The following is a 13,586-nucleotide window of genomic DNA, read 5'->3' as shown; positions in this document are numbered from 1 at the left end:
TGCGTGTTTTCTACGTTTCAGTGGCAACGCAACTGCCGCTAGTGGAACCGCCCGCGTGCAAGGACGTTGCCGCAGGCGCGGATACGCAGCAGCCTTGCGCTCGATGCATCGATTGCGGTGCAGCGCAGTGCGGCGTTCCCGCGCCAGCCGATGCCGGCGCGGGAACCGCCGCGCTCAGCCGACGTTGCCGCGGCCGCCGACGCTGCTGAAGATGCTGCCGGTGGTGAAGCTGGATTCCTGCGAGGCCAGCAGCACGTAGATCGGCGCGATCTCGGCCGGCTGGCCGGGCCTGCCGGTGGGGCCGTCGGCGCCGAAGGTCTTCAGCTTGTCCATGAACTGCCCGCCGCTGGGCTGCAGCGGCGTCCAGTACGGGCCCGGCGCGACCGCGTTGACGCGGATGCCCTTGGGCGCCAGCTGCTTGGCCAGGCACTTGGTGAAGCTGACGATGCCGCCCTTGGTGGTGGCGTAGTCGAGCAGCGCTTCGGGCGGATCGTCGGCCACGATCGAAGTGGTGCTGATGATCGAGGCACCGGGCTTGAGGTGCGGCAACGCGGCGCGGGTCACCCAGAACAGCGCGTAGAGGTTGGTCTTGAGCGTGTCGTCGAACTGCTGGTCGTCGATGTCCAGGATCGACTGCTGTGCGGTCTGGCGCGCGGCGTTGTTGACCAGGATGTCCAGCCCGCCGAGCTGGCGCACGGCCTGATCGACCAACTGCCTGCAGAACGCGGCGCCGCGCAGGTCGCCGGGGATGGCCACCGCCTTGCGCCCGGCCGCGCGGATCAGCGTCACCACCTCGCGCGCGTCCGACTCCTCCTGCGGCAGGTAGTTGATCGCCACGTCCGCGCCCTCGCGCGCAAAGGCGATCGCCGCGGCGCGGCCGATGCCCGAATCGCCACCGGTGATCAGCGCCTTGCGCCCGGCCAGGCGGCCGGAGCCGACGTAGCTGGTCTCGCCGTGGTCCGGCACCGGCACCATCTTCGACGCCAGGCCCGGCCATTCCTGCTTGGGCGTATCGAACGGCGGGCGCGGATACTGGGTGCGCGGGTCCTGCATCGGCGGCCTGCTGCCGGCGGAGCCGGTGCCGGCCGCCGCGGCCTGCGCGCCGGCGCTGCCGGACATCGCCAGCGCGCCGCCGGCGGCCAGGCTGCTGCCCAGGACGCCGAGCGCGCGGCGGCGGCTGGCGGAGTGGTTGGGATCGTGATCGCTCATGGCGCGGCTCCTCGGTGGGGGAAGATGCGGCGGCGCGGGCATTGTCGTCGCGCCCGCCCGTTCGGCGTCGTCCGCCAGGTCCGACACGCTGCAGGCAGCGGCGGGGCGCATGCGGACGAACGTCGGGCAGCCCCATCTCAGCGCCGCGCCCGGCACCGCGGCGTGAGCGCGAGGTGCTGCCGACGTGAAGCGAACCGGTTGTGCGCGTGGGATGCGCGTGGCGCCGAGGGCGGGCGGCCGAGTGTGGCGCGCCGGCGCTCTGCCAGCAGTTCGAAGCTGGTGGACACGCCGGCGGCCTTGTCGAAGGCGCCACCCACAACTGCGCGGTTCCCGAGGTAGGTGCTGCAGTGATAGCGCGTTGCGTCCTGTAGGAGCGGGTTCGGCCGCGACCCCGGCTTACTGATGGTGTCTGTCGCGGCTGAAGCCGCTCCTACAGGGCTCGCTGTTGCGAAAGGCTCCCGCGTCTCAGCCCGTCAATTCGAAACTGGCGGAGACGCCCGCAGCTTCGGCCGATGGCGCCACCCACACATCGAACACGCCCGGCTCCACGGTCGGCGTCAGCGCCTGGCCGACGAACAGCAGGTCCTCGCGGCGCAGCGCGAATTCCACCGCGACGCTGCCGCCGGCCGGCACCGCGACCTTGCGGAAATCCTTCAGCTCGCGCACCGGCCGGGTGACGCTGGCGCTGCGGTCGCGCACGTACAGCTGCACCACTTCCTCCGCGTCGCGCGTGCCGCGGTTGTGGATGCGCGCGCCGATCCGCAGCGTGCCGCCGGCGGCCAGCCGCGCATCGCTCAGTGCCAGTTCGCCGTATTCGATGCGGCCGTAGGTCAGGCCGTGGCCGAACGGGAACAGCGCGGCGTTTGGCACGGTGCGGTAGTGGGTCTTGTACGGCTGCAGCGCGTCCGGGCGCGGGTCGGGGCGGCCGCTGGGCTTGTGCGCGTAGCTGTACGGCACCTGCCCGGATTCGTGCGGGAAACTCACCGGCAGGCGCCCGGACGGAGCGTGCGCGCCGAGCAGGATGTCGGCCAGCGCCGCGCCGGACGCCGAGCCCAGGAACCAGCTGACCAGGATCGCCGGCGCCTCCAGCACCGCGCCGTCGAGCACCAGCGCGCGGCCATTGCTTAGCACCACCACCACCGGCGTGCCGGTCGCCGCCACCGCGGCCAGCAGCGACTGTTGCGCCGCCGGAATGACGATCTCGGTACGCGACTGCGCTTCGCCGGAATAGCGCAACGGCTCGCCGATCGCCAGCACCGCCACATCGGCGCCGGCCGCGGCGGCGACCGCGGCCTGCACCCCGCCGGGCAGGCTGTGGTCGAAGCCGCAGCCTTCCACCACCTGGAGCGCGTCGCGGTCGGCCAGTTGCGCGCGCATCGCGGTGGCCAGGTCGTTGCCGCTGTCGTCGCCGCCGAACAGCGTCCACGGGCCGGCGCTGTCCACCCAGTTGGCGGCCATCGGCCCGATCAGCGCGATGCGCTGGCCGCGACGCTTGAGCGGCAGCAGTTCGCCGTCGTTCTTCAGCAGCACCACCGACTTGCGCGCCGCCTCGCGCGCCAGCGCCAGCGTCTCCGGGCGTCGCTGCCGCGCCTGCGCGCGCTCGGGCACGATGCGCAGGAACGGGTCGTCGAACAGGCCCAGGTCGGCCTTGAACTGCAGCACGCGGCGCACCGAGGCGTCGAGTTGCGCCATCGTCACCGCGCCATCGGCGACCAGGCCGGGCAGGTGCTGCAGGTACAGTCCGCTCTGCATGCTGATGTCCACGCCGGCCAGGAACGCCAGCCGCGCCGCGTCGCGCGCGTCGGTGGCGACGCCGTGCGCGATCAGTTCCTGGTCGCCGGTGTAGTCGGACACCACCAGCCCGCGGTAGTCCCATTCGCCGCGCAGCACGTCGCGCAGCAGCCAGCTGTTGGCGGTGGCCGGAATGCCGGCGATCTCGTTGAACGCGGCCATGGTGGTCATCGCGCCGGCGTCGAACGCGGCCTGGAACGGCGGGAAATACACCTCGCGCAGGGTGCGTTCGGAGATGTCGACGGTGTTGTAGTCGAGCCCGGCCTCGGCCGCGCCATAGGCGGCGAAGTGCTTGGGGCAGGCGGCCAGCGCGTCGGCGTGGCCGATGCCCTCGCCCTGGAAGCCGCGCACCCGCGCCTGCGCGAAGCGGCGGGCGAGCAGCACGTCCTCGCCGCTGCCCTCCACGCCGCGGCCCCAGCGCGCATCGCGGGCGATATCGACCATCGGCGCGAAGGTCCAGTCGATGCCGACCGCGCTGGCTTCCATCGCCGCCGCGCGCGCGGTGCGCCGCGCCAGTTCCGGCTCGAAGCTGGCGGCCTCGGCCAGCGGCACCGGGAACACGGTGGTGAAGCCGTGGATCACGTCGGCGGCGAACAGCAACGGGATCTGCAACCGACTCTGCAGCGCCGCCTGCTGCAGCTGCTGATGCCAGCGCACGTTGGAGCCGTTGAAGATGCCGGTCAGGCGCCCGGCGCGCGCCGCGGCCAGCTGGCCTTCGGCGGTGGGCCGTACGTTGACCGGATTGGCCGCCGCCGCGGCATCGGTCAGTTGCGCCGAGCTGGACAGGGTCAGCTGCCCGGCCTTCTCCTCCACGCTCATGCGCGCGATCAACGCGTCGATGAAAGCCGGCGTCCTGGCCGCGCCGCGCGGCAGCGCGAACCCCATCGGCACCTGCGACAGCAACGCGAACGAACCGGCGCCGAGCAACAGCCCACGCCGCGTGGTACGAAACGCCATATGTGGAGCCCCCGTCGGTCCAGGCGCAAACGCTAACGGATCGCCGAGGAAAAGCTGTGATGCGGTGCACGATGCGCTGCGAGCGGGGCGATGCTCTGACGCGCGAGGCTGGGCGCGGCCGGACGGCTGCCGGAGCTACTGCGACCACCAGCGCAGGTCGCCTTTCACCGAGAGCAGCCGAGCGATCCCGGCAGCGGAGCCGCGCCGGGACCGGGCGCCACCAGCGATAGGACGAAAACCGATCCGCCATCGCGTCCGGCCGCGCTCAGGCTTGGTACCACTCCAGGACATCCAGGAATTGCGCAGCCTGGGCAGCGCTGCCCAGGTACGACGCCAGGGCCGTCGCGACCGCGGTTCGCGCCGTGGCGAGCAGTTCGTCGGTGTCGTCGAACGCGTCGTCGCCCAGCTCCGCCATGGCGTTGGCGATGGTCGCCAGGCCGCCGAATGCGCTGTCCAGGCTGGCGGCCAGCCGCTTCGGTTGCCACGCACCGGCGCCGTGGAACGCGAAGAGGATTTCGCCGCTGGCGGTGTCCAGGATGAACGGGTCCGCGCCCTGGTCCGCGACCACCAGCCAGTGCTCGTTCCAGTCCGCAATGCGCTCGCCGCTGACCGCGTTCCAGCGGTAGCCTGCCTGGCGCTGCCAAAGCTTGTGCAGCGGCGGAATGTCGACCGGGTTGCCGCCGATGTCGAGCGACACGCCGGTTGGACCTACCTGCGCATGCAAGGTCTTGCCCCACGGCCCCACCTGCGCATAGAAATCGGCGAGCGCCGCCGGCAGCGGGATCGCGCCCTGCCACTCGGATGCCGGCTGCGGGCGTAGCTCGCCCCAGGGTTCGAGCAGCGTGCGAAGTGCGGCGTAGTGCATCGGCGTCCTTGCGGCAATCAATGTGCTCGGCACTGTACGTGCGAAGCAGGCAATTGTCGCGCGCCGCTGCGCATTGCCACGCACGCACGAACCAGCGACGGGCAGTCGCACGCTTAGCGATCTGGTCGTCGCGCCATCGTCCGTTGCCGGGCCGAACGCGTTAGGTCGTACCTTCCGGACGCGACTTGCGCCCTGCGGGCGGTGAACTAGCGCTCCAACCCGTCCGTCTTGCAACTCGGAGTGCGCAGCGTTTCATGGACGACAGCGAACGGCTTGCCGGACGGGTAGCGGCGACTGCGGACGGATTCCATCACTGCCCGATCGCAGACACGGTCTCTGGACGAGCGGACGATATCGAGCTCGCCGACGGCGCCGCTGTCGAGGATTTCGAATGCCACCGTGACAGTGCAGCGCTTGTCCATAGCGGAAGCGCCGAAGCAAAAGTCGGTGGGCATCCGCAGCGGCGTGGCGGACAAGGGTTTCGGCGGCGTCGCATGCTCGGGGGCAGGCTGTTGCTGCGGTGTGCCAGCCAATGCCACCAGCACTAACGCTATAAGCGGCGGTTGCATCGACGTCGGCTTCTGCGGACTCGCTGCGGTCGCGATCGTTACTGTCGGTCGGCGTTGGCCATGGCCTGCGCGTCGCGCAGGTTGTCGCGCTGCGCCAGGTCCTTGCCGATACCGTAACCGAGGACGACCAGCAGGAAGACGATTGCCAGCGCGCCGTACACAATGCGGTGGCGCGCGTCGCTGCGCATGGCCGCGCTGGCGGCGAGGCACGCGAATGCCGCGCTGAAGTAAAGCGGATTGGCAAGCACGCCAAGGACCACGAACAGGCTGCCGGCGCAGAACAACAGGGCAGCGGGCGTCACGCTTTTGCCGATGGACATGGTGGCTCTCCCTTTCTCTGGTCCAGGACGGTCATGCGGCCCGTCAGGTCTGCGGCTGCAGGCCGGCAGGGCATGGCGACAGCCGGCGTCCATCGAGCATCGCCTGCACGCCTGGGGCAGTCAAGCTGCCCCGCCGCGGAGCGGTCGCCCGAGCCGGACCAGCGCCGGCTACAGCGCCGAGCGCGCCATGTCGATCACGAAGCGGTAGTGCACGTCGCCTTTTTCCAGGCGCGCGAAGGCCTCGTTGATCTGCTCCATCGCGATCACCTCCACGTCGGCGACGATGCCGTGCCGCTGGCAGAACGCCAGCATCTCGTGGGTGTCGGCGGTGCCGCCGGCGCCGGAACTGGCGATGCGGCGGCGGCCCATCGCCAGCGTCATCGGAGCGAAATCCAGTTTGTCCGGCAGGCCCAGCGAGCACAGCGTGCCGTCGAGTTTGAGCGCCTGCAGCATCGGATCCAGCGGGTAGGTCGAAGACACCGTGTCGAGAATGAAGTCGAAGCGGTAGGCCTGCGCCTGCATCTGCGCAGGGTCGGTGGACAGCACCACCTCGTGCGCACCCAGGCGCTGCGCCTCGGCCGCCTTCTTCGGCGACGTGGTGAAGGCCACCACGTGCGCGTCCAGTGCGCGCGCGAACTTCACCGCCAGGTGGCCCAGGCCGCCGATGCCGACGATGCCCACGGTGCTGCCGGGGCCGACGTTCCAGTGCCGCAGCGGCGAATAGGTGGTGACGCCGGCGCACAGCAACGGCGCCGCCGCGGCCGGGTCCAGGCCCTCGGGCAGCGGATAGACGAAGTGCGCGTCGGCTACGTAGTACTCGGCATAGCCGCCGCGGGTGCGGCTGCCGTCGATGCGGTCGATGCCGTCGAAGGTGAGGGTGGGGAACTCGCGGCAGTACACCTCCATCTGCGCGCGGCACGGTTCGCACACGCGGCAGGAATCGACGATGGTGCCGATCATCACCCGCTGGCCGATGGCGAAGTCGCGGACCTCTGCGCCCACCTCCACCACTTCGCCGACGATCTCGTGGCCGGGCACCAGCGGGAATTCGCCGCCCCATTGGTTCACCGAGTGGATGTCGGAATGGCACACGCCGGAGTACAGCACCTTCACCGCCACATCGTGCGCGCGTACCGCACGGCGTTCGAACTGCCAGGGCACCATGGCGCCGTTTTTTTCCATGGCGGCGTAGGCGCGGGTCGGGCGGGGCTGGGCCGGTGGGGCGATGGCGTTCATGGGGGCTCCGGTGCTTTACAATTTGGCTGGAAATGTAAGACTGATAACTTTACAAATTATGTCAAGTGTAAAATCGCCAGCCAGTGCCCCGGTGTTGCCGAACAAGGAGGAGCGCATCATGGATGCGGCCTTCCAGCTGTTCCTGCGTCATGGCTATCGCAAGGTCAGCGTCGGCGACATCGCCGAGGCCGCGCAGATGTCGCGGCCGTCGCTGTACGCCTCGTTCCCGAACAAGGAGGCGATCTTCGCGGCGATGGTGCTGCGCCAGCGCGACCGCTGCCTGGCCGACTCCGGCGCGCGGCTGCGGCCCGGGCAGGACCTGGCGACGCGGCTGCGGCATCTGTTCGACATCTGGGTGCTGGAGCCGACGGCGTCGGTGATCGGGTCGGAGAACGGCATCGAACTGCTGGCCAGGTGCGGCGACTATGCGCCGCAGGCCCTGGCCGACCTGTACGCGGCGCTGGAGGCGCAACTGGTGGCGACGCTGCAGCCGGAGGTGCGCGCGCCAGCGGCGCTGTCGGCGGCGGACATCGCCTACATCCTGCGCCTGGCCACCACCAGCCTGAAGGCATCGGCCGACAACGAGGCCGACTTGCGGCGCCTGATCGGCGGACTGATCGCGATGACGTTGGCGACGGTGCGTGCGGGTGAGGGGGTGGGGGTGGGGGTGGACAAACCGGTTGTCGCAGCGGCGGCGGCGAAGCGGAAGCGCGGCAGCGGCTGAGCCGGTGGAGCGTTGGATCATCGCGATCTGCGCTGCGGGTTTTTCTTCAAGCAAGGGCTTCGGCGCCGATCCTGTCCGAATTCGTCAAGTGCGCCGCTTCGTTCGTCGCGGCTGAAGCCGCTCCTACAGGGAGCTTGCGGCAGGTTGGCTGGGTGCACTGTAGGAGGGGCTTCAGCCCCGACGGACGCTGCCCGAAGCCGAAGATGCACGGTTTCGCTCGTCGCGACTGAAGTCGCTCCCACAGGGGGCTTGCGGCAGGTCGGCTGGGTGCATTGTGGGAGGGGCTTCAGCCCCGACTGCTTGAGGTCGGCAGTCGCGAGGTTTGCCGGCTTGCGCTGTGCGGGAGTTCCGACTGACTGCAGTCATCGGTCCGGGTGCTGCCCGGAGCCCACAGTTCAACGCTTCGCTCGTCGCGGCTGAAACCGCTCCTACAGGGACTTGCGGCGAGCTGGCTGGGTGCACTGTAGGAGGGGCTTCAGCCCCGACGGACGCTGCCCGAAGCCGAAGATGCACGGCTTCGCTCGTCGCGACTGAAGTCGCTCCCACAGGGGGCTTGCGGCAGGTTGGCTGGGGGATTTGTGGGAGGGGCTTCAGCCCCGACTGCATGAGGGCGGCAGTCGCGAGATTTGCCGGCTTGCGCTGTGCGGGAGTTCCGAATGACTGTGGTGATCGGTCCGGATGCTGTCCGGCGCCCACAGTTCAATGCTTCGCTCGTCGCGGCTGAAGCCGCTCCTACAGGGACTTGCGGCGAGCTGGCTGGGTGCACTGTAAGAGGGGCTTCAGCCCCGACGGACGCTGCCCGAAGCCGAAGATGCACGGCTTCGCTCGTCGCGACTGAAGTCGCTCCCACAAGGGGCTTGCGGCAGGTTGGCTGGGTGCATTGTGGGAGGGGCTTCAGCCCCGACTGCAGAGTGGTGGAGATCGCGACAGCCTTTTCGCTGAATCGCTCAGTCTTGCCGCGGACGCTGGGTCGCGCGGTGAGACGCGGCCTGGCTACGCTGGCGTCCGTATTTTTTCTCCGGAGTCCCACGCATGAGCCGACGTTCCGGCAGCGCCGATCTGCCCCTGCATGGCGGCCGCGTGCCGCATTGGCTGGGCGAGCGCATGACCCGGCTCGGTGCGGTGATGTGCCAGGCCATCGTGCACAGCTATGGCCGCGACGAATTGCTGCGGCGCCTGGCGCATCCGTTCTGGTTCCAGTCGTTCGGCGCGGTGATGGGCATGGACTGGCATTCGTCCGGCATCACCACCAGCGTGCTCGGTGCGCTCAAGCGCGGGCTGACGCCGCTGTCCGGCGAACTGGGCATCCACGTCTGCGGCGGGCGCGGACGGCATTCGCGCGCCACGCCCGACGAGTTGTGCGCGGTGGGCGAGCGCACCGGGCTGGACGGCGCCGGCCTGGCGCGCGCCAGCCGGCTGGTGGCGAAGGTGGACAGCGCGGCGGTGCAGGATGGTTTCGATCTGTACCTGCACGGCTTCATCGTCGGCGACGACGGGCAGTGGGTGGTGGTGCAGCAGGGCATGAACGGGGCCAGCAAGCAGGCGCGGCGCTATCACTGGCTGTCCGAAGGGCTGACCAGCTTCGTCGACGCGCCGCATGCGGCGATCGATGGGCCGGGGCAGGGCCGCATCGTCAATCTCGCCGACCATCGCGCCGCCGCTTCGCGCGCGGTGCAGGTGGAACTGCTGCAGGCGCTCGGGCCGGATCGGATCGCGCAGGAGTACGGCGCATTGCATGCCTCTTCGGCGAACGCGGCGGCGTCCGCGCCGCGTGCCGCCGCAGGCGCAAAGGCGTCGCAAGGCACCATGGCCGGCGCGCGCACGGGGCCGGGCATGTGTGCTCCAGCCGCCGATGCGCTGTTCGCGCCGAGCGGCGACCTGTTCGCCGCCGCGCCCGTTGCGCCGCCGGCGCGCATGCCGGCCGGTCTGCCGCACCTGTCGCTGCCCGACCACCACGACGTGCGCGGCAGCGACATCGTGACCCGGCGGCTGCACGCCAACCTGGCCGCGGCGGCCGAATGCGGGCCGCAGGACTTCACCGAACTGCTGCAGGTGCCCGGTGTCGGCGCGCGCACCGTGCGTGCGCTGGCGTTGGTGGCGGAGGTGCTGCACGGCACGCCGTGCCGGTTCACCGATCCGGCGCGGTTCTCGATGGCGCATGGCGGCAAGGACCGGCATCCGTTTCCGGTGCCCACGCGCGTCTACGACCACACCATCGGCGTGCTGAAGACCGCGGTGACCCAGGCCAAGCTGGGTCGCGAGGAAAAGCTGGAGGCGATCCGCCGGCTGGATGCGCAGGCGCGCCTGCTCGAGCCGCATGCGCGTGGGCCGTCGGTGGGGGCGCTGATCGCGGAGGAGCGGCGCGCGTCGCACGGCTATGGCGGGCGCAGCGTGTTCGGTTGGGAGCCGGCGCCGGCTGGCGCGGCGAACGCCGCCGACGTTGCGCCAACCCGGCAGGCGCGTCGCCAGTAGGCCGTGCGGGGCGAGCAGTGTTAGGGCAGCGGCTCGGCTGCGCGGTGCGCGCGATCCGATCGACGCCGCGACATGGGCATCTGACAATGCGGCTCGTGCGCGGCGTGGCCGAGCGGGCCTGATCGCGCGGCGACGGTGCGAGCGGTCCACGTGCCATCCGGCCGATGCTGTTCGAGCGACGCAATCGATCAAGGACGGTATCGTCGTCCGCAGCGCCGCGGAATGTCGAGAAGCGCGCGCGTCCGTTGTCCTGCGCACGCTGATGGCTTGTACGCGCTGACGGCCTTGCGTGGCTCACAGGCGCGCAGGCGAACGAGGCATGCGGGCGCAATGCACATCGGCTTCGCACGGCTTATGCCGGTTCTTTACTTTTTGGCTGCTACACCTGTTGCGATGGCCATTTCCGGCCGGCTGCAGGAGAACGTCATGCCAGAGCAATCCACCACTGCACGTGCCAAGCGCGACAAGCGCGAGGGCAAGGCGGGCAGTACCCAGGCCGGCGAATTCGTCCGCGAGGAGATCGACCGGGTACGCGAAGGCAAGACCGAGGTGAAATCGACCAAGCAGGCGATCGCCATCGGCCTGTCGAAGGCGCGCCGCGCCGGGGTCAAGACCGGGGCGTCGAAGACTGCATCCAAGGCGACCAAGAAAAAAGTGGCCAAGGAAGAAAGCAAGGGCGCCAGCAAGAAGAAGCCGTCGCCGACGCGGTCGCGCGGCGCCAAGAAGGCGCTCAAGACCGCGAGCAAGGGCAAGACCGCCACGCAGACGGTGGGCAAGAAGGCGCTGTCGTCGCAGACCAAGAAGGCGGCCGGCAAGCGCACCGCCTCCAGCCGTTCGGCCGCGGCGAAAAAAGCCGCGCAGACCAAGGGACCTGCCGTGCGCAAGGCCGCGGCCAAGAAGGCGGCAGCGACCCGCGGCGCCACGACGAAGAAGACCGCGAAGAAGTCTTCGGCCAGGAAGACGGCGGCGAAGAAGACAGCCACCAAGAAGACAGCCACCAAGAAGACTGCCACCAAGAAGACTGCCACCAAGAAGACAGCATCGAAGAAGACGGCCACCAAGAAGGCAGCAACGAAGAAGACAGCTGCCAGGAAGTCCGCCGCGAAGAAGAGCACGGCCAGGAAATCGGCTGGCGGCAAGCGCGCCTCCAGGAAGACCGGAGGCTGAGTCTGCGGAGCTTCATCGCGCGCACCGGGCGCTGGATCTGCTTCAGGTCACCACCCCAGGTCGGCGCGTTGGCATCTAGCGTCGTCGCCGCCTCGCGCACCTACACTGGGCCATCGCCTCGCCGCGTCACCGGCGGCCGCAGCAGCGGTCGCCGGTGACGCAGGGCGATCCTGTAGGGCGTCGCGATCCGCGATCCGCTAGTGCCGCCGGTTGCTCACAACTCGGTGTATTTGGTGATGCGCCCCTTGGCGCGCTCGACCGGATACTTGTTCGCGTTCACCTGCATCTTCTGCCGCGCGGCCTCGATCGGATCGATGCCCAGCTTGTCGCAGAGCTGAAGCAGGTACAGCAGCACGTCGGCTACTTCGCTGCCGACCTGGGCCTTCTTGTCGTCCGACAGTTGCCGGCTCTGTGCGTCGTCGAGCCATTGGAAGTGCTCCAGCAGTTCCGACGCCTCGACCGACAGCGCCGCGGCCAGGTTGCGCGGCGAGTGGAACTGGCCCCACTCGCGTTCGTCGGCGAACGCGCGCTGGGCGGCTTGCAGGTCGTGGAGGCTGTCGGGCATGGGCGGTTCCGGGAGCGGGACTTCGTATGCTAATGCAAGGGACAGCGGCCTGGCGCGGATCGCTAACCGTGTATGTCGGGGCCGCCGCTTCACGGTTGTCGCGACATGCGGCGTGGGGCGCGCGCCGACGATGCTGGTTTCCTGTATTTCGCGCACCGCATCCGCAGCGGCAGCGGCGGTCTGTCTATCTGGCGCGCCGACGTTCGTCTGGATGCGGCAGCCGCCGATCATCGCCGCAGCACGCGCCGGCGCGGGATCACCCCTCGGCGTCCTTGCGCCAGCGGGCGATGGCGTCGCGCACGGCCTCGCCGTAGTCGCCGGAAAGATCGCGCGGGTGGCTTGGCGAGGCGGTGTCGCGCACGCGTTCGGCCAGCGTGTCGCAGGCGCCGCGGCCGCCGGCCATTACGTTGGCGCGCTCGGCGGCGTCGAGCCGGATCAGCAGCGAATAGCCCAGCCACGATGCGCTGCAGTTCACGTCGAGGAAATAGTCCTCGGCCGATCGCAGCAGATACCAGTCGTGCGGCGCATGGTCCAGCACGCTCAACACGATCCCGGTCATCGCCGCACGGCCCGTTCGCCGATTCCGGTCGCGTTGCAGTCGCTACCCACGCGTCGTACGAGACAATGCGGAACGCGTAGTCGCCTCGCGATCGCGCAGCGGAAAGTCTGGAAATGGTGCGGGCTCATCGATGTGGGTGCATGGTTGCGGTGGCGACATCGTAGCGGGGCGTGGTCGATGCTGCAGTCGGGATTCGGCATCCGCACGCGAACAACGGCGACGGAATGTGGACAAGCGCAGCGTAAGGCCGTAGATGCGCTGGTAGGACCACGCCGCAGTTGCCGATCCCGAATCTCCAATCCCAATCCCAGTCCCATGTGTGCCGGATCCGGAACCAAGACGGCTGATATCGCACAGGCTTCGCCCCACACCTCATCCGTCGCTGCGCGGCACCTTCCCCAGAAAAAGGGCGGCCATGGCCCCCGTGGGAGAAGGAAAGCGCTGCGACTACAATCGGCAGCCACTTCGAAGAGTCACACAGTCATGCTCGACGCATTCGAATCGATCGCGGCCGGTGCCGGTTTCGCGCTGCCGCCGTTGCTGGCCGACTGGTACCGCCGCGGCCTGACCACGCCCGCCGGCGATACGGTGCCGGCGTTGGGCAGCGACTACGACATCGAATGGCTGGATCCGCCGGCCTGCCGCCAGACCATCGACGAATGGTTGAACCCGCAGGCGCAGCAGGGCATCGCCTTCTTCCCGTTCGCGCAGTCCGGCGCCGGCGATGCCTATTGCCTGGTGCGCCTGCCCGACCAGCGCCACGGCGTGGCCTGTGTGTTGCACGACGCGGACGACAGCACGTTGCAATACGCGTCGTTCGACGCGTTCGTCGCCGCCCGCTTCACGCAGGTGTTCGGCGACCTGGGCGCGGTGCCGGTCGAGGGCCTGGATGCGGCGCAGGTGGCGCAGTTCGTGCAGCAGGACGTGGCGCGTTGCATCGAGGCGATGGAAGCGCCGCTGCGCGAGTTGCTGCGCCAGCAGAGCCGGTTGCCGGTGCAGTCGCTGGACTATCGCAGCGGCCCGAAGGCGCGTCCGCAGACCGTCGACGCACTGATCCCGCAAGCCGTGCAGCAGGCGCAGCTGGCCTCGCTGGAACTGGCCTCGCCGCCGGGGGCGTTCGCGATCGTGCCGCGCTGGGAACTGGAGTAGCGG

The 13,586-nt window shown here is 69.6% G+C and carries 11 protein-coding genes and 1 pseudogene; 4 read left to right on the top strand and 8 right to left on the bottom strand.

The genetic code is table 11. The annotated features are described in order from the left end of the window. Positions 1–174: 174 nt before the first annotated feature. The 6 genes from VDQ83_RS11410 to VDQ83_RS11385 all read right to left on the bottom strand — a co-directional run bounded on the left by VDQ83_RS11410 (position 175) and on the right by VDQ83_RS11385 (position 6,947). The gene (locus VDQ83_RS11410; RefSeq protein WP_455435102.1) at positions 175–1,053 is read right to left on the bottom strand and encodes an SDR family oxidoreductase; all 879 of its coding nucleotides are present in this window, start codon (positions 1,051–1,053) and stop codon (positions 175–177) included. A 621-nt stretch (positions 1,054–1,674) separates the two neighbouring features. After that, positions 1,675–3,957 carry a glycoside hydrolase family 3 N-terminal domain-containing protein gene (locus VDQ83_RS11405; protein ID WP_309912407.1) on the bottom strand — a complete coding sequence of 761 codons (2,283 nt, stop codon included), beginning with the start codon at positions 3,955–3,957 and terminating at the stop codon, positions 1,675–1,677. A gap of 265 nt (positions 3,958–4,222) precedes the next feature. Continuing rightward, positions 4,223–4,933, bottom strand: a complete 711-nt coding sequence (locus VDQ83_RS11400) for a hypothetical protein (RefSeq protein WP_455435007.1) — start codon at positions 4,931–4,933, stop codon at positions 4,223–4,225. Between the two features lie 95 nt (positions 4,934–5,028). Continuing rightward, positions 5,029–5,391 (bottom strand): TonB family protein, encoded by a 363-nt coding sequence (locus VDQ83_RS11395; RefSeq protein ID WP_455435006.1) that lies wholly within the window; start codon positions 5,389–5,391, stop codon positions 5,029–5,031. A gap of 38 nt (positions 5,392–5,429) precedes the next feature. After that, on the bottom strand, positions 5,430–5,711 hold the full coding sequence (locus tag VDQ83_RS11390) for a hypothetical protein (protein ID WP_455435005.1): 282 nt from the start codon (positions 5,709–5,711) through the stop codon (positions 5,430–5,432). A gap of 168 nt (positions 5,712–5,879) precedes the next feature. Next, on the bottom strand, positions 5,880–6,947 hold the full coding sequence (locus VDQ83_RS11385) for an NAD(P)-dependent alcohol dehydrogenase (protein WP_455435004.1): 1,068 nt from the start codon (positions 6,945–6,947) through the stop codon (positions 5,880–5,882). A 118-nt stretch (positions 6,948–7,065) separates the two neighbouring features. On the opposite strand from VDQ83_RS11385, the gene VDQ83_RS11380 reads away from it, so the two are divergent. From VDQ83_RS11380 to VDQ83_RS11370, 3 genes and pseudogenes are all read left to right on the top strand, one after another. Next, positions 7,066–7,671, top strand: a complete 606-nt coding sequence (locus VDQ83_RS11380) for a TetR/AcrR family transcriptional regulator (protein ID WP_455435003.1) — start codon at positions 7,066–7,068, stop codon at positions 7,669–7,671. A gap of 1,032 nt (positions 7,672–8,703) precedes the next feature. Beyond that, a complete protein-coding gene (locus VDQ83_RS11375) occupies positions 8,704–10,143 on the top strand; it encodes a DUF763 domain-containing protein (protein ID WP_455435002.1) in 1,440 nt (479 codons plus the stop codon). A gap of 426 nt (positions 10,144–10,569) precedes the next feature. Then, positions 10,570–11,082 (top strand): annotated as a pseudogene (locus tag VDQ83_RS11370) (DUF6496 domain-containing protein); the annotation flags it as partial. 442 nt (positions 11,083–11,524) lie between these two features. On the opposite strand, the gene VDQ83_RS11365 reads toward VDQ83_RS11370, so the two are convergent. Further along, positions 11,525–12,106 (bottom strand): nucleotide pyrophosphohydrolase, encoded by a 582-nt coding sequence (locus tag VDQ83_RS11365; protein ID WP_455435001.1) that lies wholly within the window; start codon positions 12,104–12,106, stop codon positions 11,525–11,527. A 25-nt stretch (positions 12,107–12,131) separates the two neighbouring features. Continuing rightward, positions 12,132–12,434, bottom strand: a complete 303-nt coding sequence (locus VDQ83_RS11360) for a hypothetical protein (RefSeq protein ID WP_455435000.1) — start codon at positions 12,432–12,434, stop codon at positions 12,132–12,134. A 483-nt stretch (positions 12,435–12,917) separates the two neighbouring features. On the opposite strand from VDQ83_RS11360, the gene VDQ83_RS11355 reads away from it, so the two are divergent. Beyond that, positions 12,918–13,583: a hypothetical protein gene (locus VDQ83_RS11355; protein ID WP_455434999.1), complete on the top strand. Its 666-nt coding sequence runs from the start codon at positions 12,918–12,920 to the stop codon at positions 13,581–13,583. Positions 13,584–13,586: the final 3 nt, after the last annotated feature.

The organism is Xanthomonas sp. WHRI 7945 (genome assembly GCF_035026585.1).
This window is presented reverse-complemented; position numbering and strand designations above follow the sequence as displayed.

What these genes read in the sequence shown, in the direction of transcription:
- VDQ83_RS11355 (WP_455434999.1), top strand. Translation starts at nt 12,918, where the DNA reads ATGCTCGACGCATTCGAATCGATCGCGGCCGGTGCCGGTTTCGCGCTG.
- VDQ83_RS11385 (WP_455435004.1), bottom strand. Translation starts at nt 6,947, where the DNA reads ATGAACGCCATCGCCCCACCGGCCCAGCCCCGCCCGACCCGCGCCTAC.
- VDQ83_RS11410 (WP_455435102.1), bottom strand. Translation starts at nt 1,053, where the DNA reads ATGCAGGACCCGCGCACCCAGTATCCGCGCCCGCCGTTCGATACGCCC.
- VDQ83_RS11395 (WP_455435006.1), bottom strand. Translation starts at nt 5,391, where the DNA reads ATGCAACCGCCGCTTATAGCGTTAGTGCTGGTGGCATTGGCTGGCACA.
- VDQ83_RS11390 (WP_455435005.1), bottom strand. Translation starts at nt 5,711, where the DNA reads ATGTCCATCGGCAAAAGCGTGACGCCCGCTGCCCTGTTGTTCTGCGCC.
- VDQ83_RS11405 (WP_309912407.1), bottom strand. Translation starts at nt 3,957, where the DNA reads ATGGCGTTTCGTACCACGCGGCGTGGGCTGTTGCTCGGCGCCGGTTCG.
- VDQ83_RS11360 (WP_455435000.1), bottom strand. Translation starts at nt 12,434, where the DNA reads ATGACCGGGATCGTGTTGAGCGTGCTGGACCATGCGCCGCACGACTGG.
- VDQ83_RS11375 (WP_455435002.1), top strand. Translation starts at nt 8,704, where the DNA reads ATGAGCCGACGTTCCGGCAGCGCCGATCTGCCCCTGCATGGCGGCCGC.
- VDQ83_RS11365 (WP_455435001.1), bottom strand. Translation starts at nt 12,106, where the DNA reads ATGATCGGCGGCTGCCGCATCCAGACGAACGTCGGCGCGCCAGATAGA.
- VDQ83_RS11380 (WP_455435003.1), top strand. Translation starts at nt 7,066, where the DNA reads ATGGATGCGGCCTTCCAGCTGTTCCTGCGTCATGGCTATCGCAAGGTC.